The following is a 21926-nucleotide window of genomic DNA, read 5'->3' on the forward strand; positions in this document are numbered from 1 at the left end:
GCGTTGGTTTTTCACGCTGTCTCCATTGTATTTTTTTATTCTGTGTTCCACGACGGACCTGCTGGACGCTTACTGGTAATCCTCCAGCTTGAAGCGGTCCAGTGCCGGGATGACGCGGTCGGCCTGCGTGAGCACGTCCGGGCTGCCGATGCCCAGTGCCCACATGCCGGCGCTCTTGATCGATGCCACGCCGGCCACCGCGTCTTCCACGCCAAGGCAGTCCGTTGGCGCCACGCCCAGTTCGCGCGCAGCCGTCAAAAAAATCTCCGGGTGCGGCTTGCTGTTGGCGATCAGCGCGGCATCCACCACGTAATCGAAGCGCTCGCGGATGCCGAGGCGTTCGAGCACCGTGAACGCATTTTTACTGACCGATGCGAGGCCGATGCGCAGGCCCGCCGCGCGCACCGCCGCCAGCGCATCGACCGCGCCGGGCAGCAGATCGGCCGCTGACATGGTGGCGATCAGCTCCTGGTAGTGGCGGTTCTTGGCGTCGGCCAGCGCCAGCTTTTGTTCGTCGCTGTAGCTGCGCGACGCACCGGCCAGGATCAGGTTCAGGGACCCCATGCGGTCGATGCCTTTCAGCTGTTCGTTGAACGTTTCGTCGAAATGCACGCCTTCCGATTCGGCCAGCCGTTTCCACGCCAGGTAATGATAATGCGCGGTGTCGGTGATGACGCCATCGAGATCGAAAATCACTGCCTTGAACCTGCTCATGCCTTTTCCTCCTGAAGTGCACGCGCGACCGATACCGATGGCGCGGCGCGGGTGAGCGCAACGCGCTCGCCGCAGTGGGTCAGTCCGAGCGCCTCGCCTTGCAGCAGGGTGTAGCGCGCGTGGGTGGCGTCGATGCGTACTTGCAGCAGCGCGCCGTGGATGTGGATCTGGAACTGGTAGTGCTGCCAGCGCGCCGGCAGGGTGGGCGCAAAGCGCAGCGCGCCGTCGGTCACGCGCATGCCGGCAAAGCCGTAGGCCACGCCCATCCAGGTGCCCGCCATGGCCGCCGTGTGCACGCCGTAGTGGGTGTTCCCGTGCGTGTCGTCCAGATCCAGGCGCGCGGTCTCCATGAAGTAATCGTAAGCCTTGTCGTGGTAGCCCACTTCCGAGGCGATGATGCTGAAGATGCAGGACGACAGTGACGAATCATGCGTGGTCACGGCTTCGTAATAGTCAAAGTCGCGCTTCTTGTCGTCTTGCGTGAACTGGTCGGACAGCAGCAGCAGCGCCAGCACCACGTCGGCCTGCTTGCACACCTGGTGGCGGTAGATCACCAGTGGGTGGTAGTTCAGTAGCAGCGGATAGTTTTCTTTTGGCGTGGCGGCGAAGTCCCACGGCTTTTTGCCAAGGAAGCTGTCGTCCTGCTCGTGGATGCCGAGGGCGGCGTCGTAGGGCAGCGCCATGCGGCCGGCGGCGCGGCGCCAGGCGGCTGGTTCGGCGTCGTCAAGGCCGATGGCTTGCGCGATGCGCTCGAAGTCGTGCGGGCGCGCGCCGCGCAGGGTGTCGACAATCTCCGCCGCGAAGCGCAAGTGCATCTGCGCCATGGCATTGGTGTAGTAGTTGTTGTTGACCAGCGCCGTGTATTCGTCGGGACCGGTGACTTCGTTGATGCAGAAGCGCCCGGCGCGGTCGTAGTTGCCGATCCCGATCCAGATGCGCGCGGTCTCCAGCACGATTTCGGCGCCGGCCGACGCCATGTAATCGAGGTCGCCGGTGGCGTCCAGGTACAGCTTGATGGAGTAGGCGATATCGGCGTTGATGTGGTACTGCGCGGTCCCGGCCGGGAAATAGGCGGAGCACTCTTCGCCAGCGATGGTGCGCCACGGGTAGAGCGCGCCTTTGGCGTGCGACATCTGGCGCGCACGGGCGCGGGCTTGGTCAAGACCGGCGTAGCGGTAAGCCAGCAGTTGTTTGGCGATTTCCGGTTTGCTGTACAAGAAAAACGGGAAGATGTAGATCTCCGTGTCCCAGAAGTAGTGGCCTTCGTAGCCTTCGCCGGTCACGCCCTTGGCCGCGATGTTGGTCTTGCCGTCGCGGCCGACCGATTGCAGCAGGTGAAACTGGTTGAAGCGAATGCCTTGCTGGAGCGCGTCGTCGCCGGCGATCTCCACGTCGGCACGGTCCCAGAAGTCGGCCAGGTACGCCCCCTGGCGCGCGCACAGGGCATCGAAGCCGTCGGCTTTGGCCTTGGTCAGCGCGGCGCTGGCGAGGCCCGCCAGTTCCGCCTCGGGATAGTCGCGCGACGAAAAATAGACACCGTACTTGGTCAGGCTTTGCGGCAGCATCACGTCCAGGTTGAACACAAAACTGTGGCTGGCCGCCAGCTCCTGGCGGCTCGCGCTGCCCGCCACCGCAGCCGCGGTGTCGATGGCGCTCACCAGGGTGAAGCCGCTGTTGTGGGTGCGCTGGGTGAGGCTGGACGCCGTGGCGCCCTGCTCCACCGCCAGCAGGCGTAGCGCGGGCCCCGACACGGCGGAGCCGATGCGCGGATCGTCGCCGGCTTCCTGGTTGCGCACAGCGCCGTCAATGCCGGAGACCACGCGTACCTGGCCGGAGAAATTGAGCGCGGTCAGTTCGACATCGAGCGCGAACAGGTGCTTGTCGGCCAGCGAGACCACGCGCCGCGTGACGAGGCCAAGGCGCTTGCCGCTCGGGGAGGTCCATTCCAGGCTGCGCCGCAACACGCCGGTGCGAAAGTCGAGCACGCGCTCGTAGCGATCGAGCGTGCCTTGCAGCGGGTCGAAGCGTTCGTCGCCGAGCCAGACTTCGATGCCTTTCGCGTTCGGCACGTTGAGCATGAACTGGTTGGTCTTGGCCAGCGCGAAGGCGGCTTCCGGATAGACGATCGGTTCGGACTCGTAGAAGCCATTGAGGTAAGTACCGTCAAGCGAGGTGCCGGCCGGGCCGCTGTAGCCTTCTTCCGGCGTGCCGCGCAGGCCGATGTAGCCGTTACCGAGGGCGAACAGGGTCTCGTTCAAAAAATGCGTGGCGGGGTCGAAGACGGTCTCGCGAAGGCACCATGGATCGGTCGGGAGAGCGTGGGGGATACTTGCGTGCGGCACGGGTTTGTCCTTTGTCTGTCTTTTGAAATTTTCACTTCAAACCGGTTTGGATTCGAGCCGAGTCTATTTCAAATCGGTTTGGAAAGTCAATTTATTTAGATTTTGTTGGAAAAATCAGGTCTGGCGCGCGATCAGGGTAGTCGGCAGCATTTCGGATTCGACCTGCTCGCCGTTCATCAGCGCCAGCATTTTTTTGGCGAGCAGCACGCCGCCGTCGCGCAGGTACTGGTGCACGCTGGTCAGCGGCGGCACGAAGCTGGCCGCGCCTGGCGTATCGTCGTAGCCGATGACCGAGACGTCGTCCGGCACGCGCAGCTGGTGTTCGGTGAGCGCGCGGATCGCGCCCATGGCCAGCAAATCGCTGGCGGCAAACACGCCGTCGAACGCGTGGCCTTTTTTCTTGAGCAGCGCGGTCATGCTGTCGAAGCCCGACTCGAAGGTGAAGGCCTTGGGGCGGATGATGTGGACCGTGCCCTGCCCGCCCAGCGCGTCGATGAAGCCGGCGCAGCGCTCCTGGACTTCGGCGTGGTCGACGTCACCGAGGAACACCAGCTTGCGCCGGCCTTGCGCGAGGAAGCGTTCGGCCACGCTGGCGCCGCCGCGGCGGTTGTCGCTGCCGACCACGATGGCGCCGCTTTCCGGCGCACCCCACACCACCAGCGGCAGGCCGGCTTTTTGCAGGAAGCGCACCGCTTCGCCGTGCGAGCCCTGGCCGAGCAAAATCAAACCGTCGGCGCCCTGCACCGGGGCGGTGTCCATCAACTGCTTGGAGGTGAGCACCACGCTGTAGCCGGCCGTGGTCAGTTCCTGGGTGATGCCGCCCAACAGTTCAAGCGGATACGGGTCCGACATGGGACGGCCCTTCACGGGCGTCATTTCGACCACCACCGCGACCGAATAGCTGCGCCGCATGCGCAGGTTGCGCGCGCTGATGTTCAGGCGGTAGCCCTGTTCGTCGGCGATGCGGCGGATTTTTTCGCGCGTCTTTTCCGTCACCAGCGGGCTGTCGCGCAACGCGCGCGATACCGTGATCGTGGAAACGCCCGCCAGGCTGGCGAGGTCTTCCATCGTCAGCGCGGCATCATTCTTGCGAGGTGCGATCGTGCTTGCTGCCGGCGCGGCAGTCTTGCTTGCAGCCTTGTTTGCGGCCATGGAAACGCTCAATTTTGGTAGGAAAACAACGACACCGCCGCATTATGACAGGTTTACGGCATGCCACAGACAAAATGACATCGATAACATTTTGATTGACATCGATATCATTTCTTGTTTCAATGATTCGTCTTTCCTTGCCATCCTAATAAATTGCAGACGAGCCCGATGTGCGGCAAGGTGGGGAAAGGAAAGTGGACACGCATGCGGCAGGCACTCGGAAAGCGAATGCGCAGCCAGTCCAGGAGACGGATTTCAACAAGAACACACGATAAAAAAGCGAGCATAACGATGAACAGTCACAAGCACTTCCTGCTTTCCTCAGTCACGCTGGCCGTGCTGACCCTGATGAACCAGGCCCAGGCAGCCGGCCAGGCCGCGCCCCCTGCCGCGCCGGCACCAGATGCGGTGGCGACCGAAATCCAGCAGGTGGTGGTGACCGGCACCGCCTCGGCGCGCGGCACGCGCAAGATCGACACCAGTTTTTCGATCACCACGGCAACCGAGGAACAGCTCAAATCGGCCTCGCCCAGCAGCACGGCCGACGTGCTCAAACTCGTGCCGGGCGTGTATGCGGAGTCGACCGGCGGCCAGTCGGGCGCGAATATCGAAGTGCGCGGCTTTCCGTCCGGTAGCGATTCGCCCTTCGTGTCGGTGCAGATGAACGGCAATCCGCTGTATCCGGTGCCGGTGCTGTCGTTCTTCGAGGGATCGTCCGCGTTCCGCCTGGACGACACGGTGGCGCGGGTCGAAGTGCTGCGCGGCGGGCCGAGCACGATTTACTCGGTCGGCCAGCCGGGCGCGACGATGAACTTCATTCTCAAGAAGGGCGACGATACGCCGGAAGCGACCCTGCGCGTCACCACCGGCACCGGCAAGCTGCGCCGGCTCGACGGCTTTGTCGGCGGCAAGATTGCCGATGGCTGGTACGGGACCATCGGCGGCTTCGCGCGCCAGACCCAGGGCGTGCGCGATCCCCAGTTCAAGGCCGACGATGGCAAGCAGCTGACCGCCTCGCTCACGCGCAGGCTCGACGAAGGCGAAGTGACCGCCTACGTGCGTACCACCAAGGAAAAGAATGCGTTTTACACGGGCGTGCCGCTGATTTCGAGCGACAACGGGCGCACGATCACGGAGTTTCCCGGCTTCGATCCGCTCACCGGCACTTTGATGAGCAATGAAATGCGCCACTTCACCATCGACGCGGCGCCCGGCAAGACGCTCACGCGCGACCTGGCGGACGGGCGCGGCATGGACGCGACCGTGTTCGGTGCCGAGTACGAGCAAAAACTGGGCGGCTGGGACGTGTCGAACAAGGCGAATTACTTCAGCGGCGACCTGAACACGATCTCGATGTTCACCGGGAATAACCCGCTGACGGCGGCGGCCTACCTGGCCAACGCCAACGCGACCCACAATCCGGGCGCGGCGGCCGGTTCGGGCAGCATCAGCTATGTAAAAGGCGGCGCGGTCGATCCCAATCAGCAAGTGGTGCAGGCCGGATTGTGGTCGGTCGAGAAGAAACTGAGCTCCTTCACCAACGAATTCCGTATCAGCAAGGAGCTGCTCAAGAACAATACGACCACGGTGGGCGCCTATGTGGCGCGCTACAAGTCGAATGACGAGTGGTATCTGGGCAACAGCCACCTGATGACGGCCACGCCCAACGCTAGCCTGATCAATGTACAACTGAGTAACGGCACCATCGTGTCGCGCAACGGGGTGGACGGCAATGTGTTTTATGCGCCGCTGGCCGCGTACAAGGGCAACAATACCGCCCTGTTCGTCGCCAATGAGTGGAAAGTGAACGAGCAGATCAAGGTGGACGTGGGTGCGCGCCGCGAAAAGCAGAGCCTGAAAGCGACGATCTCGAACCTGACCTCGATGGACACGGACGCCAATCCGCTAACGGTGTACAACAACGGCACCTCGGTTGCGACCGGCACCAACACCCAGCTCAGCCGCGACGACAGCGTCAACTCCTTCACGGTGGGCGGCATCTACAAGTTGTCCAAGGATATGAGCGTATTTGCGCGCGCCAATACCGGCCACACCTTCATCTATTTCGACGATATGCGCAACGCCGGCACCCAGGCGGCGCTGAACGACCGCAAGGGCGTGCCGACCCCGAAAGTGACGCAGTACGAAGTCGGTTTCAAGACCGTGGGCGCCATGTACAGCGCATACATCAACGGGTTTTACACGGACTTCACCGGCATTTCGTTCCAGCAGATCACGACCGATGCGGTGCTCAACTCGGTGAGCGGTTCGCGCGGGCATGGCGTGGAGTTCGAACTGGCCGTGCGGCCGGTGAAAAACCTGCAGGTGAGCTTGATGGGCAATTATCAGGAATCCAAATACCGCGACAATCCGGCGATTTCCGGCAAGCTGGTGCAGCGCCAGCCGAAGATGCAGTTCCGCCTGTCGCCAAGCTACCGGATTCCGATGGGCGACAATTCGCTCAAGCTATACGGGACCTACGCGCATGTGGGCAGCCGCTGGGCCGACCAGGCCAATCTGTCTTATTTGCCGTCGTATAAAACGGTGGACGCCGGCATCCTGGCATCAATGGGCGCGCATTGGGAATTCCGGCTCGCGGGCACGAACCTGAGCAATGAACTGGGGCTGACAGAGGGAAATTCTCGCCTGACCGGGGCGCAGAGCAGCGGTCCGATCAATGCACGGCCGATTTTCGGGCGCGCGGTGGAGGCGTCGTTACTGTACCGGTTCTAAAACCGATGGCAGGCGTGGACAGATTGCCTGTCCACGCCGGGGCCACGGCCCATTTACTCGACGACCCAGGAATACTTGACCTTGGCCCATGCCAGCGCAGCCTGGCCGTCTTTCGCACCCGGTTCAAACTTGCAGCGGGCGCCAGCGCGGACCGATGCACGATCGACGCGCACCGCGCCGCTCGACTCAAGCACTTTCGACTGCACCACTTTGCCATCCGTATCGACCAGGTAAGCAATGGTCACGGTGCCGCTTTCGCCGTCATCCTGCCAGCGGACCGGGAATTCAGGTTTTTCGCAGCCGGCTACTTCGAGGCGGGCCGGGCGGTCTTCAGCCATGGCCTGGGTCGCGCTCAGGCACAGTAAGGTCGCGGATAGTACGGTGGCAAAACGGGTAGTGGCAAACATACACCCTCCAGAGGGATAAGGGATAAATTCGGCGCTTCTGGCGCTCGAATCGTCTGCTGCGTAGCCAGCTGACAGTTCAAAATATACTGCGCCGCAGCATATTTTCTCCATTTATTATCTCCATGCCGGATATGCCAGATGCGCATAACTTATTGCCATGCACCAACATATTGCATTCACAAACTGGATAACAGTGATGAAAGACCTATGTTGGTGCATATGAACCAAGAAAACCGTTTCAAATGACCCGATTTATAGCGAAACCCTGTGTTGGTGCGTGATAGTGGCTTGTAGCAATAACGCGACGCCCTGTTGCAAATCATGCTCAGCCGGGGGTGGGATCGACCCGTTTCCACCACGCCTTGCCGGGTGCAGGGTCCCTCAGGTCGAGCGCCTGGCCCATTTCCGGGGTGGTGAGAAGCACGCCGCGCGCGGTGGCGAGCGCGGCGATGCGGTCGAAGGGTTCGTGCCAAGCGTGCAGACCCAGGTCGAAGGTGCCGTTATGCACCGGCATCAGCCATTTTCCCTTGAGGTCGAGGAACGCTTGCAGGGTCTCTTCCGGTTGCATATGCACGTCCGGCCATTGCTTGTCGTACGCGCCCGTTTCCAGCATGGCCACGTCGAAGGGGCCGAATTTCTCGCCGATCGCCTTGAAACCGTCGAAATAACCGGTGTCCCCACTAAAGAAGACGCGCAAGTCCTTGTGCTCGAACACCCACGATGCCCACAGGGTCGAGTTGCCATCGGTTACGCCGCGCCCTGAAAAGTGCTGGGCCGGGGTAGCGACCAGGCGCACATTGCCCACCTTGCGTTCCTGCCACCAGTCGAGCTGGCTCACCTTGGCGGCGTCAATGCCCCAGGCCACCAGGCGCTCGCCCACGCCGAGCGGGGTGAGAAACTGTTCGGTCTTGGCCGCCAGCGCCAGGATCGAGGCATGGTCGAGGTGGTCGTAATGGTCATGCGAGAGGATAACGGCCTTGAGCGGCGGCAGCTCCTCGATGCTGATCGGCGGCTGGTGAAAGCGCGCCGGGCCGGCCCACTGCACCGGCGAGGCGCGCTTGGAAAACACCGGATCGGTCAGGTAAAAGGCATTGTCGAGCTTGAGCAGCAGGGTCGAATGGCCGAGGCGGAACAGGGTATTGTCGGGCGCGGCCAGCAATTGCGCGCGGGTGAGCGCTTGCACCGGGATGACGCCGCTCGGCACGGTATTCTTGTTCTTTCCGGTTAAAAAGGTCCACATGAGGCCAGCCATCTCGGCGGCGCTTTGCTTGAACATGGGAACCGGGTTGCGGAATTTGCCCGCGCTGAACTGGGGCGACTGGTGACGCGGCGCGGCGCTGTCGGCGAAGGTGCAAGAAACCATGGCAAGGAGTGTCCCTATGAAGATGAGGATGAAGAAAAGTCGGTGCACAGCGAGTCCGATCAAAAATGTACACTACACAGTGTAGTTTCATTTTTTGGAAAAGTAAACTGGTAGGTGTAAAATATTCAAATGAACGCACCCCAACGCCTGACCGACCGAAAACGCCTGGCCATCCTGGCCGCCGCCGCCGCCCAATTCCGCAGTTGCGGCTTCGAAGCAAGCAGCATGGACAAGATCGCCGCCGACGCCGGCGTGTCGAAACGCACGGTTTACAACCACTTCCCCAGCAAGGAAGAGTTATTCGCCGAAACGCTGGTGCAGCTGTTCGAGCGCAGTGCCGCCGATCTGGACTTGCCTTATCGCGGCGACGCCAGCCTGCGCGCGCAATTGACCGACCTGATGACCATTAAATTGCGGGCCATGGCCGACCGCGACTTTCTCGACCTGGCGCGGGTAGCCATTGCCGAGGCCATGCATGCGCCGGAGCGGGTGGGCGCGATCGTGAAGCGCCTGGGCGAGCGCGAGGAAGGGGTGACGCGCTGGATCCGCGCGGCCCTGGCCGACGGCAAGCTCAAGGAGTGCGACCCGGTCTTCGCCGCTACCCTGCTGCAAGGGCAGGTCAAGGCGATGGCATTCTGGCCGCAGGTGACCATGGGCGCGCCGCCACTGGCGCCGGAACTGCACCCCGCCGTGGTCGACGCCGCCGTCAGCATGTTCCTGGGCTACTTCGCTCAGGCAAAACACGCCGCGTAGACGGGCGGCATGGTGGTCGACAGGGTGCGCCAGCTGTCGCCGGCATTCTCGGACATCCACACGCCGCCGCTGGTCGAGGCCATCAGCAAGGTGGTGGCATCGTCGGCCACTGCCAGCCCGTGGCGGTAGACCAGGTCGTAGCAATGCTGCTGCGGCAAGCCCCCATTCAGGACCTTGAAACTGTGGCCGCCATCGTCGGTGCGGGTGACCGCCAGCGCGGCGCCGACCGGGATGCGGCGCTGGTCGGCCTCGGCCGGCGCAAACCAGGCGCTGCCGCCATCGCGCGGATGGGCGGCCACGGCAAAGCCGAAGTTCGACAGCGGTACGCTGGTGATTTCGGTCCAGTGGTGACCGTTGTCGCCGGAACGCCAGATACCGTTATGGTGCTGGCACCACAGCACATCCGGGTCGCCAGCCGAGCGCACGATGCGGTGCGGATCTTGCACCGCTTCATTTTCGTTCAGCTCGGGCGGCATGTAGTCGGCGCGCATGCCGGTGGCGCTGATGGTCCAGCTGGCACCGCCATCTTCCGTGCGCCAGACGCCGCCGCAGGACACGCCGACCAGCACGTGATTGCTGTTACGCGGATCGACGCAAATGCTGTGAATGCCGGGCACGTCATAGCCGCCGCCGAACCATTCGGCGCGCTGGGGCACATCCCACAGGGAACGCACCAGCTCCCACGAGGCGCCGCAGTCGCTTGAGCGGAACAGGCCGCCCGGCAAGGTGCCGGCCCACAGCACGCCCGGCTGGTCGGCCCCGCCCGCTTCCAGCGACCAGATCAGCTTGTTTTTCCACTCGATTTTATCCGTGCTCTCTTCCGGCTTGGGCGGATAGGCGGGCGCGGCGATTTCGGTCCAGGCCTCGCTGCCGGCATCCTTGCGGTGCAGCTTGACGCCGAAGTGGCCCAGGTTGAGGGCTGCGTACAGCGCGCCGTCGCGCGGATCGGCCAGCGTGATCGAGACCGGCTCGCCAAGGAAGTGGCTGGGACCGATTTCCCATCCCGCGCTGCCGCGCTGCAATTCAAACAGGCCCTTGCGGGTGGAAAGATAGGCACGCGCATGCATGTTCAGCCTCCGGAAAGTGCTTGCAGGATGTAAACGGTACTGTTGGGTGTGAGAGGGTCGTCGAGGCGGGCGCGTTCTTCGCTGCGGCGGCCATCGATGAAGACGACGACGTTCTCGCGCAGATGGCCTTGATCGTCGAGCACATAGCCGCGCAGCAAAGGATTGGCAGCGAAGGCTGTGTCGAGTCCGCCGCGCAGGGTGGCCGCAGTGGTGTCGACCTGCGGCACAGCGGTGAAGCGGGCAAGCTGCTGGGTGAAAATGAGACGCGCCATGGCATCCAATCACAGGTGTGACGACGATGGGGAATCAAAGCCGTTTAATTTTATCGCGGATCGGCGCGCCTGTCGCGTGCGGGCCTAGAATGGAAGCGAGTCAACTTTCTGGAGCCGGGCATGCCGATCAAACCTCAAGAACTTGCCGCGCTGATGCTGGAAGTCGAGCACGAAGACCCCATCGATTTCGCCGACCTGCCCTTCGGCGAGGCCGAGCTGCGCGAACTGGTGGCGGCCCATCTGTGCGAGATGGCGGCGGCGATGGACAACTTCAGCACCGAAGACCGACTGATGACCCTGCTGGCGGTGTCGGCCAAGCTGGTGCTGGAAAACCTGGTGCTGCACCTGCAATTGCTGCGCCAGCATGGCTTGCCGGTGAGCGACAGCGTCGAGGAATTGCTGAGCCGGCTGCGCAAGCCGGACGGGGCTTGATCGGGCGTCGTCTGAGCTCAGCATTGACGAGCTAAGGTACGCGCATATCCGTCAATACCGTCGCCCCCGCGCAGGGGGGAACGCATGCGTTCCCCCCAAGTCCTACGCTCAGTCGTGGGCTACGGGGCGAACTCGGCCCCCCGCCTGCGCGCGGGCGACGGGTGGTAATTCGGCCCATGCGGCCGATGGTAAAATTGGCCGGTACCCCTTAGAGAGTCTGTATGCGCCCGATCGAAGCCCTTCTGTTTATCTCCGCCGCGCTGTTCGGCGCCACTGCGCTGGCGGCCGACAAAGCGACACCCGCCTTCGTGCCCGACGCGGCGGTCCAGCGCGCGGCCAGCGCCTATGCAGCGCAAGCCGTGGCGACGGCGCGCGACCAGTTCGGCATCAAGCTCGACGGCAGTGATGCCAGCATGGTGCAGCTCGAAGCCGTGCTGGCGCGCGCACACACCTCGTACGCGGCCAAATCGCCACGTCCGTCGGATGAACAGGTGATGGCGGTGGCGCGGATGTACGGCAGTTACCTGGGCGAAGTGGTTCGCCTCAAACATGGTGGCGTGTGGGGCATGGCCCCGCTGGACGGACAGACGCTGCCGGGGATGCGAACCACGGCGGGAACCAACTTCTGGCCATGGACACAAGCGTCGCAGCGCATCAGCAAGGGGGCCGGCAATAACGTTGCCGACTATTACAAGGTACTGCTGACCAAATGAGCGGCGTCCACCCTGCCCCATCGATGCACCTGCTGTTCCCCTGCGACCCGTTCAACAAGCGCATGGCCGACGAAGCGTATGGCGAGGAATTCGACGCCGCACGCGCGGCTGGTTTCGCGTGCTCGCTGTTCTCCTTCGAAGACGTCGAAACGGGGCAATTCAAGGCACAGCCGGCCCTCTCGGCCGGAGTCAAGGTGCTGTACCGTGGCTGGATGCTGACGCCGGATGGCTACGCGAGGCTGCATCACGCCATCGCGGAGCATGGCTGTGCGATGGCAACCAGTCCGGCCCAGTACCGCCATTGTCATTACCTTCCCGAATGGTACGCACTGTGCGAAGAATTCACCCCGGAAACGGTGATCGTCGCGCGCGATGCGGACTTCGCCGCTGCGGTGGACGGCAGGAACTGGCCCGCCTATTTCGTCAAGGACTACGTCAAATCGCTGACCACCCAGCGCGGCTCGGTTGCGGCAACACCACAGGAAATTGCGGAAGTGGTCGGCTTGATCGAAAAATACCGGGGTGCGGTGGAAGGCGGCGTTTGCATCCGCAAGTTTGAGCAGCTGCAAGCTGACAGCGAGGAGCGCTATTTCGTGCTGCATGGCCAGGCGCATGGCCGCGATGGCAGCGCACCTGAGCTCGTGCACGAGCTCGCCCGACGCATCGACAGCCCGTTTTTCTCGGTCGATGTGGTCGCATCAAGCCAGGGAGAACGTCGCCTCATCGAACTGGGCGACGGCCAGGTATCGGACCGCAAACTGTGGCCGGCCGATCGTTTCATGGCGATGCTGGCCGCCACGTCCGCCTGAGCCGGCGCCCGCCGTTAAGGGCGCTCTTCGGTGCCAATGACGGGTGCGGCGCGGTACAGCTTGAGGAATTTGAACATCTTCGGCCATTCATCGCGCGGACGAAAGACGATCGCCACTTCGCGGTTGTCGAGCGCGGACTCGGTCAGCACGACGTGATCTTCCACCTGCTTCGCATTCTCGAATTCCCTGGCATTGACGATGCAGACCGCCTTGAAGAACGGCCCCGCCAGCCACGCCTGAACCTCGGGCGTGTCCTTGAATGTCAGATAGCCAGCCAGCGATGCATGGGCCACGGCCACCATCGCAAAACCGAGCGGCACATCATCGCGCACCAGAATATACATTTTCATCGTGACGGCTACACTCACACAATAGGTTGGACAGATACTGCTCACGCCAAGTGTAATGCACAACACCCTGCGTGCGCAGTATCTGCGCGGCCGTCCCGCTGATGCTTGCTGCGTGATGCGATGGCTACGATACGAAGCGCGACAGCAGGCGGATATAGGCACTCTGGTAGCCGTTCGAGTTTTCGGTCACCGACCACGAATTGAGCGGCCAGGAATCGTTGAAGTCGAGATAGGACTTCTGCGGCGGCTGGCCGAAGGGCGGCGCGGGAACCGCCGTACCGCAGCCCGGATGCAGGCCGGGGCAACCGTTTTCCCAGTTGTAGCCCGGATTCGGGCCACCCACCAGAAAACCCGGCGGCGGGCCAAAGGTCGACTCCTTGACGCTATCCCATTTGGCGGAACCGTGCGCGAACCAGGTGTGATAAAACTGGTCGACCGAATTTTCGGCACCGAGCGTGCCCATGTTCGACAGATAGACCTTGCCGAGCGGATTAACCCCGTGCAAGTAGTGAATATAGTGCGACGCGGCGTTCATATTGGCCGCGGCCGGGCGCGTCCCCAGACCGTCATGTGCCAGCGCGGCGAACATATTGCCTTCGTGCGACTTGATGGCGTTGCTGCCCCAGGTGTACACCTGCAGATGGGCCACGTAAGGGTCGGTCTTGCCGCTCATCGCGGTCCAGTGGTCGGTGCCTTCCATGCCGGTGGCGAAGGCCGTGCGGATGGCGGCGGCCGTGGCCGGCGTTGCCGTGGACAGGCTGGCGTAATGCAGCAGCGCTTGCTGGAGCGCACCTTCAAACGGCGAGGCATAGTTGTACCACACAAACAAATGCGCGTTCAAGTACTGTGCGTTGACAAAGTTGTTATAGACGGCTTTGCCGGTCAGTTGATAAAGATAAACTGCGGCGGCCAGCTTGTGACCAAACCGCCCGTAATCGTCGGTTTCTTGCTGGCCGGCACCCAGTCCCTGGGAGTTGTAGGCGGCGTCATTGTTCTTGAACAAAACGTTGGGATTGGCGACAGCCCAGTTCCACGCGCGCTCGGCCCGCGTCTTCAAGCCAGCGCCGTAACTGGACAGGCCGGCACGCGCACCGAACACTTTGGCGCCCAGCGCAAAGGCGCCGGCCGCAGCCAGCGTGGCCGACGTATTGGGCGGCCCGTACAGTGTCGGGCCGGTGGCCGCCGAGGGCGGGCTGGCGTGGGCCAGGCCGGCGATCGACAGCATCGCGCCGCTGGTTTCCTGCATCTTGATCAGCCAATTCATGCCCCACTTGATTTCGTCAAGCAGATCGGGGTGCTGATTTCCCGATTCGGGAATGTTGTAATCCTTGCCCCAGATGCCGGGATTGTCGGCAAATGCGTGCAGCAGGTCGATCAGGTAGCCGGCGTGCCAGCGCGTGTACTTGTTGAAGTCGCCCGCGTCGTACCAGCCGCCCGAGACATCGCGCTCGGTCGAGGCATCGCCAGGAGAGCTGAACAGGCGCGCATGCTTGTCCTGCAAGGGCCCCATGTGCGAGGCGGCATCGGCCCAGCCGGCGCCGGCCAGCGCCGCCGTCTTGGCGATGCCGGCGCGCTGGTAATAGAAGTAGCGCACTGCGGCGCGCAGCACCGGTTTGTAGACGTCGGCCGCGATCCTGAAGGCCGGCGACGTCACGTTTCCCTGGGAATCGCGAATAAAATACTGGCCGGGAGCGGTCACCGTGCTGAAATCGACGTGCCAGGCCTGGTCGCCCGACGTGGCATCGGTCGCGCCGCCCTTCCAGGCGACCGGCGCGCCGCTGAAAACGACCACATTGGTCACGGCGTTGACCACCTCGTACACCGTGCCGGGGGTAAAACGGTCAGCCGCGTCGAAGCCGGTCTGGGGATTGCGCACCACCGCGATCTTGTCGTGTGCCGGCAGGTAGCCGAACTGGTCCACGACGATGGCCGGTCCCAGTGTCATGGTCGACGCCGGTGAGGACTTCGACAGTGCCCTTGACGCGGTCTGCGACCCGGATGAAGCCGGTGGCGAGGCCGATGGCGGCGCCGCTGCGGCAGACGCTGGTGCGGAAGACGGCGCGGAACCGCCGCCGCATCCGATCAGGCCCATGGGGATCAGGGCGCCTGTTGCCAGCAAAAATTTGCGTCGTTTGTTTGTCGTATCACCTGTGTTCATCGCGTCTCCTTATTGGTTTTCCGGGGACCGCGACTGCGCGCGGGCCTGGCATACGGATGAATAAGCTCGGCAGACGGACAGGCTCATGCGCACGGCATTCGCCAGACCACCTCATGTCAGGTGAGGTCGTTCGCGCCCCTGCCCAGGACGCGCAACTTTTGTATTTATGAAAATATTCTCGCTGGCGTTCGTAGCGCCGTCAATGCGGATCGGGATTGTTGTCGTTGTTTAGCCGGGGGCACTAAACAGCCTGCCGGACCGCTCGGCCGGAGGGTTGACCAATGCGTTAACATCACGTCGGCCATCGTTTGATGGCAGCGTTGTTCGACCTGGGCGCAGGCAAAGAGATAGCCGGACGCGATTACCGCGTCACGCGGCAGCTCCAGCAGGCCGGCCATGCCGGGTGCCGAAAACTATTGTATCGGGTACGAATCGAATTCGCTAACCGTCGCCAGTAGCAGGATCTGCACCGGGCACATCGCATTGCGCGCACCCTCATGCTGCTTGCCGATATGGCCGGCAGGCAGCAACGGACGGTCCTACTGGAATAGCGCCAAGCGCAGTCACGTCGTGGTGATCGCCGCGTTAATCACTTTGCTGATTATTGCTTCACCGCTTTGCTGATGGCTGCTGTAAGCACCGTGCTGGTTACTACTGTAAGCGCCGTACCGATTGCTGCTGTAACCTCCGCACTAACTGGTGCCGCAACCGCCGTGCTGCTTGCCGCGGTTGCAGCCCCCGCTGCCGCTTACTGCGTGATGTGCATGTCAAAACGCGCGCCGCTGGAAAACACGCACGTGCCGGAACCCATTTCGGCACGCGTCATCACGTATTCGCAGCGCGTATAACCGCCGCGGTTACCGGACGCATTGGCCACGCCTTTGGTCGCGCCCGGATCGCGTGTCGCTTCACCAGAGAAAGCTTCGCCGCCGACAGCGAACGAGAATTCGCCATGCCCGCGTTCAGGATTACTGATCGTGCCCGAAATGCGGCCCAGGCGCGATGCCTCGTCGTTGGCCGGATACAGGCGCGCCGTGTACACCGGACGGATGGCCGGCACCGGCACGATGGCGACGCCGCCGCCGTTGTTATTGTAGTTGCCGTTTCCGCGAGGTGGATATTGATCGATCGGAACGACATAGCAAGCCGACAGCATGGTCGATACCGCTACCAACGCCAGAATTTTTTTTGCCTTGATCATGATACCAATCTCCTGAGTAAAAACGCATCGCGAAGCCCGTGCTCTGCAGCGTCATCCAGTCTGGCTGACGCACTGCAAGTTCGGCTGGTTCGCAGTATAGGTACCCAGGTTGCGAAAAAGTAAACCCCACCGGTGGTAGCGAAAATTGATACTGTCCGTGCATAAACATGACACCGCCACCCGCTTGCGCTTGCCCGTCAATGCTGAGGATGCATGACGACCTTGATGCAGTGATCCTGCTTGTGCTTGAACATGTCGTAAGCCTGCGGCGCTTCATCCAGGTCGAGGTGATGCGTGATGATGCAGGCCGGATCGATTTCGCCGTTGAGCACGCGTTCAAGCAGGGCTTGCATATAGCGCTGCACATGGCACTGCCCGGTGCGAATGGTCAGGGAGCGGTTCATCACCGCCCCGAACGGAAACTTGTCGCTGAAGCCGCCCTACACGCCCGGCACCGACACCACCCCGCCATTGCGGCAACTGAGCAGTGCCTCGCGCAGGGCCGTGGGCCGGTCCGATTCGAGCCGCATCGCCTGCTTGACGCGGTCGTACGCATAAGCGACACCGGCGCCGTGCGCTTCCATGCCGACGGCATCGATGCAGGCATCCGGGCCGCGCCCGCCCGTCATCGCGCGCAGGGCGTCGACGATATCGACCTCGTCGACATTGAGCGTCTCGGCATGCGACACGGTGCGCGCCATATCGAGCCGGTCGGCGTAATGGTCGATCGCGATCACGCGTTCCGCGCCGAGCAGGTACGCGCTCTGGATCGCGAATTGCCCGACCGGACCGCAGCCCCACACCGCCACCACCGCGCCAGGCACGATGTCGCAGGCTTCGGCCGCCATGTAGCCGGTGGGAAGGACGTCGGACAGGAACAGCGCCTTGTCGTCGGGCAGTTCGCCGGGCACGACCAGCGGCCCCACGTCGGCAAAGGGCACGCGCGCGTACTCGGCTTGCCCGCCGGCGTAGCCGCCGGTCAGGTGCGAGTAGCCGAAGATGCCGGCCGTGGCGTGGCCCCACATTTTTTCGGCCAGGTAAGCGTTCGGGTTGGAGTTCTCGCACACCGAAAACAGTTTTTGCTCGCAGAAAAAGCACTGGCCGCAGGCGATGGGAAACGGCACCACCACGCGCTGGCCCACCTTGAGGCGTTTGACACTGGCGCCGATCTCGACAATCTCGCCCATGAATTCGTGGCCGAGGATGTCGCCGTGCATCATGCCCGGTACCACGCCGTTGTACAGGTGCAGGTCGGAGCCGCAGATGGCGGTGGACGTGATTCTGACGATCGCGTCACCCGGATTGAGGATGCCCGGATCGGGCACCCGTTCGACGCGCACATCGCGCACGCCATGCCAGCACCTCGCTTTCATTGGCCGGCTCCTTTGCGGAACAGGGTGGACTCCAGGCTGCGCGCGCCGCTCGGCTGGCCGCGGGTGGTCGGGATTTCGCCGGTTTCGATCAGTTGCTTGAAGCGGCGCAAGTCGTCACGCACCTGGATCATGGGGTCCTCGCCGAACAGCCTGGCCACCGCGGCGCTGGCGCGCCCTGCCGGCGGGTGATAGCTCATCTGCACCTGCAGCACCGTGGCGCGGCCGCCGTTGGCGGGGATGAAGCGCACGCTGCCGGCATTGTCGACGTCGGCCCCGGGCACCGAACGCCAGCGCAGTAACCGGTCCGGCTGGTCTTCGGTGATCTCGGCATCCCACTCGACCTTGCGCCCGGCCGGCCCCCTGGCGCACCAGTGCGAAAACCGCTCATCGATGATCGTGACCGATGCGAGGTGCTGCATGAAGCCAGGCAGGCGCGCAAGATCGCGCCAGAAGCGGTAGCATTCGCCGGGCGGACGGTTGATGCTGACCGCGTGCTGGACCCGCTGCCCGCCCTGCGGCCCGGCCAGCGTCCCATGGGAGGGCGTGCGGCGCGGCGGATTGCCGGCCCGCAGGTCGAGCGCGCCGACCGAGGCCAGCGCCAGCGCCGTCGATGCCAGCCGGCGCCGGTTGGCATCAGGGTGGATCGCGGCGACGCCGACGATGCCCAGGTCCATGGCGTCGCCCACCATGCGCGACCAGCGCCACAGCTGGTCGTCGGGCCGGTTCAGCAAGCCCACGCCGCTGACCAGTTCGCGCATGCCCATCACGCGCAGCACCTGCGGCCAGTCCGGCATGCCGGCCGCGCGCGCCATGAAACGCGGCGCCATCAGGCCGGCCAGCCCCAGGCCGATGCTGAACCATCCGAGCGCCATGCCGAGCCGGATGTCGCGCGCGCCATGCGGCGGGCCGGTCAGATGCGCCGGCATGTCGCCAGCGGCGCCAGCCTCGTCGACCACGCCGGGCGCGGCGCCGGGATATTGCCAAAAGCCGGGACGCGCCTGGCGCCGGCCGGTGTCGCTACTGGTTTCCATGAGGCCTCCTGGCGGATGGCGGGCGCCGCCGGTGGCGACGCCCAGTGACTATGGAATTAGGCCGCGGCGGGCGCCAGATGTTCCCGCATGGAGGTCATGTTCAAGTTCTCGGCGACGCACTTTGCGAGCGCACAAACTAACGCCAGATAGGCGCTGGTCCATGCTAAAAAAACGTCGGGGCGAAAACGCAACAGTTACTAATAATACTTTTTTAGCCCGGTGGCAGCTCATTACAATAGAGATTCAGGCCCGTCTTATGTGGCCTTTTCCGGAGCGCGGCGCGACCCTTGATCGCGTCCACCCGGCGCACCCGGATGCGCCGCTCCCGCGAAACGCCACCCGCTGTCATGGACAGATAAAAATAACAACACAAATTTCTTTTAAAGTTAGTTAAATTGTAACTAACTTTGCTATTTCGCAAGGAAAGAGTGTATATTCCTAATGGTATGCTGCCGATCATTCTTTATTGATCGGCGACCTGTGCCGCGTGCAATCTTGCCGGCCCCTCATTCGTGCCATGTGGCGTGAGGCGACGCCCGGGAAAACGATCCGGTGAGCGCTCGGTCGTTCTTTTCAAACAGGAAATTTTGCCGCTGTAATTCAGTTGCTATAATAACAAATACGTTATAACAGGGAATCCAGATGGAAGCAGCAGCAAAAGTAGTGGCCGTCGTTGGCCTGGGTTATGTCGGCCTGCCATTGGCTGTCGAATTCGGCAAGAAACGCACGACGATCGGTTTCGACCTGTCGACCAGCAAAATCGATAGCTATCGGCGTTTCATCGACCCTACCGGCGAACTGAACAGTGACCAGTTGCGCGCCGCGCAGCACCTGACCGTCAGCGCCGACCCTGCCGCCATCGCCGGCGCCGATTACATCGTGGTGGCCGTGCCGACCCCGGTCGATAGTGCCCACAATCCCGATTTCACGCCGCTGGCCGGCGCCAGCAAGACCGTCGGCCTGCATATGAAGAAAGGCGCGATCGTCATTTTCGAGTCCACCGTGTACCCGGGCGCGACCGAGGAAGTCTGTATTCCCATCCTGGAACAGCATTCTGGCCTGAAGTGGATGGAAGACTTCCACGTCGGCTTCTCGCCGGAGCGCATCAATCCGGGCGACAAGGAACATACCCTGACCACCATCCTCAAGGTGGTGTCGGGCGACGACGAGGCCACCCTGGACGAAGTGGCCAAGCTGTACGAATCGATCATCACGGCTGGCGTGTACCGGGCCTCGTCGGTCAAGGTGGCGGAAGCGGCCAAGGTCATCGAAAACACCCAGCGCGACTTGAATATCGCGCTGATGAACGAACTTGCCATCATTTTCGATAAAATTGGCATCGATACGCTGGAAGTGCTAAAAGCGGCCGGGACCAAGTGGAATTTCCTGCCGTTCCGCCCGGGCCTGGTGGGCGGGCATTGCATCGGCGTCGATCCGTATTACCTGACGCACAAGGCCGACATGCTCGGCTACCACCCGCAGGTGATCCTGGCGGGGCGCCGCATCAACGATGGCATGGCCAAGTTCGTGGCCGAAAAAACCATCAAGTCGATGATCGCGGCCGGTTTTAACGTCAAGGGTGCGAAGGTCAACGTGATCGGCCTGACGTTCAAGGAAAACTGCCCGGACCTGCGCAATTCCAAGGTCGCCGATATCATCACCGAACTGACAACCTACGGCGTACAGGTGCACGTGCACGATCCGGTGGCCGATGCCGCCGAAGCCATGCACGAGTATGGCGTGGAACTGGAAAGCTGGGATCGCCTGCCGCAAGCCGACGCCATCATCGCGGCGGTCTCGCACAAGGAGTTGCTGGCGCGTCCGCTGTCCGACCTGCAGGCCAAACTGAACAAGAATGGCTGCTTCATGGATGTCAAATCGCTGTTCGACCAGGACGCCTTGCGCGCCGCCGGTTTTTCCGTCTGGCGCCTGTAGGGGCGCTTGGGAAGCGCCCGCTGGTGCTTCCTTGTATGCAGCATGAATAAGAAACTGGAGTCTGCCGTGGGTAAATTCATCGAGGTTCAACAGCACTTGCGCGCGCACCGCAGCCACTGGCTGGTTACGGGCGCGGCCGGTTTCATCGGTTCGAACCTGGTCGAAGCGCTGCTGCGCCTGGACCAGAAGGTCACCGGCCTCGACAACTTTGCCACGGGCCATCAGCACAACCTGGACCAGGTGCGCGAACTGGTCGGCAGCGCCGCCTGGGCCAACTTCACCTTCATCCACGGCGACATCCGCGTGCCCGCCGATTGCGCCAGGGCCGTGGCCGGCGCCGACTATGTGCTGCACGAAGCGGCGCTGGGCTCGGTGTCGCGCTCGATGGAAGACCCGATCACCACCAACGATACCAACGTCACCGGTTTCCTCAACATGCTGGTGGCCGCGCGCGATGCCAAAGTCAAGCGTTTCGTGTACGCCGCCTCCAGCTCGACCTATGGCGACCATCCGGCCCTGCCCAAGGTCGAGGACGAGATCGGCAACCCGCTGTCGCCCTACGCCATCACCAAGTATGTCAACGAACTGTACGCCGAGGTATTCGGGCGCTGCTACGGCACCCAGACCATCGGCCTGCGCTACTTTAATGTGTTCGGCCCGCGCCAGGACCCGGATGGCGCCTACGCCGCCGTGATCCCGCAATGGATTGCCGCGCTGATCAAGAACAAGCCGCTGTTCATCAATGGCGACGGCGAAACCAGCCGCGACTTCTGCTACATCGACAATGTGGTGCAGGCCAATCTGCTGGCCGCCCTGGCCGACGATCCGGAAGCGAGCAACCAGGTCTACAACGTCGCGCTCAACGAGCGCACCAGCCTGAACCAGCTGCACGCGATGATGTGCGAATTGCTGGCAGAACAGTTTCCGCACGTGCGAGACCATCAGCCGCAGTACGCGCCTTTCCGCGCCGGCGATGTGCGTCACTCGCAAGCCGATATTTCCAAGGCGATCAAGTTACTCGGTTTTGCCCCCACCCACCGGATCGGCGAGGGCATGCAGCAAGCCATGGCATGGTACATCCGGAATTTGACTTATAACAACTAAAAGCGCTGCGGCCGGGC

19 protein-coding genes and 1 pseudogene are annotated in these 21926 nt (G+C 62.8%); 8 read left to right on the plus strand and 12 right to left on the minus strand.

Annotated features, from left to right (window positions below):
* Nucleotides 1–69: 69 nt before the first annotated feature.
* The 3 genes from pgmB to F2P44_RS01360 all read right to left on the minus strand — a co-directional run bounded on the left by pgmB (nt 70) and on the right by F2P44_RS01360 (nt 4208).
* Nucleotides 70–714, minus strand: coding sequence for a beta-phosphoglucomutase (gene pgmB, locus F2P44_RS01350; RefSeq protein WP_167084316.1), 645 nt, complete (start codon nt 712–714; stop codon nt 70–72).
* A complete protein-coding gene (locus F2P44_RS01355) occupies nt 711–3056 on the minus strand; it encodes a glycoside hydrolase family 65 protein (protein WP_370662619.1) in 2346 nt (781 codons plus the stop codon). The genes pgmB and F2P44_RS01355 overlap by 4 nt, the downstream gene beginning before the upstream one ends.
* A gap of 114 nt (nt 3057–3170) precedes the next feature.
* Nucleotides 3171–4208, minus strand: a complete 1038-nt coding sequence (locus tag F2P44_RS01360; protein WP_167084318.1) for a LacI family DNA-binding transcriptional regulator — start codon at nt 4206–4208, stop codon at nt 3171–3173.
* A 291-nt stretch (nt 4209–4499) separates the two neighbouring features.
* On the opposite strand from F2P44_RS01360, the gene F2P44_RS01365 reads away from it, so the two are divergent.
* Nucleotides 4500–6941 (plus strand): TonB-dependent receptor, encoded by a 2442-nt coding sequence (locus F2P44_RS01365; RefSeq protein WP_167084320.1) that lies wholly within the window; start codon nt 4500–4502, stop codon nt 6939–6941.
* Between the two features lie 53 nt (nt 6942–6994).
* On the opposite strand, the gene F2P44_RS01370 is transcribed toward F2P44_RS01365, so the two are convergent.
* Nucleotides 6995–7348 carry an energy transducer TonB gene (locus F2P44_RS01370; protein ID WP_167084321.1) on the minus strand — a complete coding sequence of 118 codons (354 nt, stop codon included), beginning with the start codon at nt 7346–7348 and terminating at the stop codon, nt 6995–6997.
* Between the two features lie 325 nt (nt 7349–7673).
* A complete protein-coding gene (locus F2P44_RS01375; RefSeq protein ID WP_167084323.1) occupies nt 7674–8711 on the minus strand; it encodes an MBL fold metallo-hydrolase in 1038 nt (345 codons plus the stop codon).
* A gap of 129 nt (nt 8712–8840) precedes the next feature.
* Here F2P44_RS01375 and F2P44_RS01380 point away from each other — a divergent pair, with 129 nt between their 5' ends.
* On the plus strand, nt 8841–9464 hold the full coding sequence (locus F2P44_RS01380) for a TetR/AcrR family transcriptional regulator (protein WP_167084325.1): 624 nt from the start codon (nt 8841–8843) through the stop codon (nt 9462–9464).
* Here F2P44_RS01380 and F2P44_RS01385 read toward each other — a convergent pair.
* Together F2P44_RS01385 and F2P44_RS01390 are read right to left on the minus strand one after the other, a co-directional pair.
* On the minus strand, nt 9443–10531 hold the full coding sequence (locus F2P44_RS01385; protein ID WP_167084326.1) for a WD40/YVTN/BNR-like repeat-containing protein: 1089 nt from the start codon (nt 10529–10531) through the stop codon (nt 9443–9445). The two genes, F2P44_RS01380 and F2P44_RS01385, sit on opposite strands and share 22 nt — an antisense overlap.
* Before the next feature lie 2 nt (nt 10532–10533).
* Nucleotides 10534–10803: a MoaD/ThiS family protein gene (locus tag F2P44_RS01390; RefSeq protein ID WP_167084328.1), complete on the minus strand. Its 270-nt coding sequence runs from the start codon at nt 10801–10803 to the stop codon at nt 10534–10536.
* 120 nt (nt 10804–10923) lie between these two features.
* Here F2P44_RS01390 and F2P44_RS01395 point away from each other — a divergent pair, with 120 nt between their 5' ends.
* From F2P44_RS01395 to F2P44_RS01405, 3 genes are all read left to right on the plus strand, one after another.
* Nucleotides 10924–11235, plus strand: a complete 312-nt coding sequence (locus F2P44_RS01395) for a hypothetical protein (RefSeq protein ID WP_167084330.1) — start codon at nt 10924–10926, stop codon at nt 11233–11235.
* Between the two features lie 221 nt (nt 11236–11456).
* A complete protein-coding gene (locus F2P44_RS01400) occupies nt 11457–11948 on the plus strand; it encodes a hypothetical protein (RefSeq protein WP_167084332.1) in 492 nt (163 codons plus the stop codon).
* Entirely contained in the window at nt 11945–12757 is an 813-nt protein-coding gene (locus tag F2P44_RS01405) for an ATP-grasp domain-containing protein (protein ID WP_223164976.1), read from the plus strand. The genes F2P44_RS01400 and F2P44_RS01405 overlap by 4 nt, the downstream gene beginning before the upstream one ends.
* A 14-nt stretch (nt 12758–12771) precedes the next feature.
* Here F2P44_RS01405 and F2P44_RS01410 read toward each other — a convergent pair whose 3' ends face one another.
* Nucleotides 12772–13107, minus strand: coding sequence for an aminoacyl-tRNA hydrolase (locus F2P44_RS01410; protein ID WP_167084334.1), 336 nt, complete (start codon nt 13105–13107; stop codon nt 12772–12774).
* 124 nt (nt 13108–13231) lie between these two features.
* Nucleotides 13232–15052: a glycoside hydrolase family 9 protein gene (locus F2P44_RS01415; RefSeq protein ID WP_223164977.1), complete on the minus strand. Its 1821-nt coding sequence runs from the start codon at nt 15050–15052 to the stop codon at nt 13232–13234.
* On the opposite strand from F2P44_RS01415, the gene F2P44_RS35005 reads away from it, so the two are divergent.
* Nucleotides 15051–15329: a hypothetical protein gene (locus F2P44_RS35005; RefSeq protein WP_223164978.1), complete on the plus strand. Its 279-nt coding sequence runs from the start codon at nt 15051–15053 to the stop codon at nt 15327–15329. The genes F2P44_RS01415 and F2P44_RS35005 overlap by 2 nt on opposite strands.
* A gap of 684 nt (nt 15330–16013) precedes the next feature.
* Here the strand turns inward: F2P44_RS35005 and F2P44_RS01420 are convergent.
* The 3 genes and pseudogenes from F2P44_RS01420 to F2P44_RS01430 form a co-directional block, all read right to left on the minus strand.
* The gene (locus F2P44_RS01420; RefSeq protein ID WP_167084336.1) at nt 16014–16466 is read right to left on the minus strand and encodes a hypothetical protein; all 453 of its coding nucleotides are present in this window, start codon (nt 16464–16466) and stop codon (nt 16014–16016) included.
* A 197-nt stretch (nt 16467–16663) separates the two neighbouring features.
* Nucleotides 16664–17839: pseudogene (locus tag F2P44_RS01425) on the minus strand (zinc-dependent alcohol dehydrogenase).
* Nucleotides 17836–18870 (minus strand): SRPBCC family protein, encoded by a 1035-nt coding sequence (locus F2P44_RS01430; protein WP_167084338.1) that lies wholly within the window; start codon nt 18868–18870, stop codon nt 17836–17838. The pseudogene F2P44_RS01425 and the gene F2P44_RS01430 overlap by 4 nt, the downstream one beginning before the upstream one ends.
* Before the next feature lie 642 nt (nt 18871–19512).
* Here F2P44_RS01430 and F2P44_RS01435 point away from each other — a divergent pair.
* Together F2P44_RS01435 and F2P44_RS01440 are read left to right on the plus strand one after the other, a co-directional pair.
* Nucleotides 19513–20805 (plus strand): nucleotide sugar dehydrogenase, encoded by a 1293-nt coding sequence (locus tag F2P44_RS01435; protein WP_167084340.1) that lies wholly within the window; start codon nt 19513–19515, stop codon nt 20803–20805.
* Nucleotides 20806–20847: 42 nt separating this feature from the next.
* Complete coding sequence (locus F2P44_RS01440) at nt 20848–21909, plus strand: SDR family oxidoreductase (protein WP_167084342.1); 1062 nt, start codon at nt 20848–20850, stop codon at nt 21907–21909.
* Nucleotides 21910–21926 lie beyond the last annotated feature (17 nt).

This window comes from Massilia frigida, from assembly GCF_011682175.1.
GTDB classification, from domain to species: domain Bacteria; phylum Pseudomonadota; class Gammaproteobacteria; order Burkholderiales; family Burkholderiaceae_D; genus Telluria_A; species Telluria_A frigida.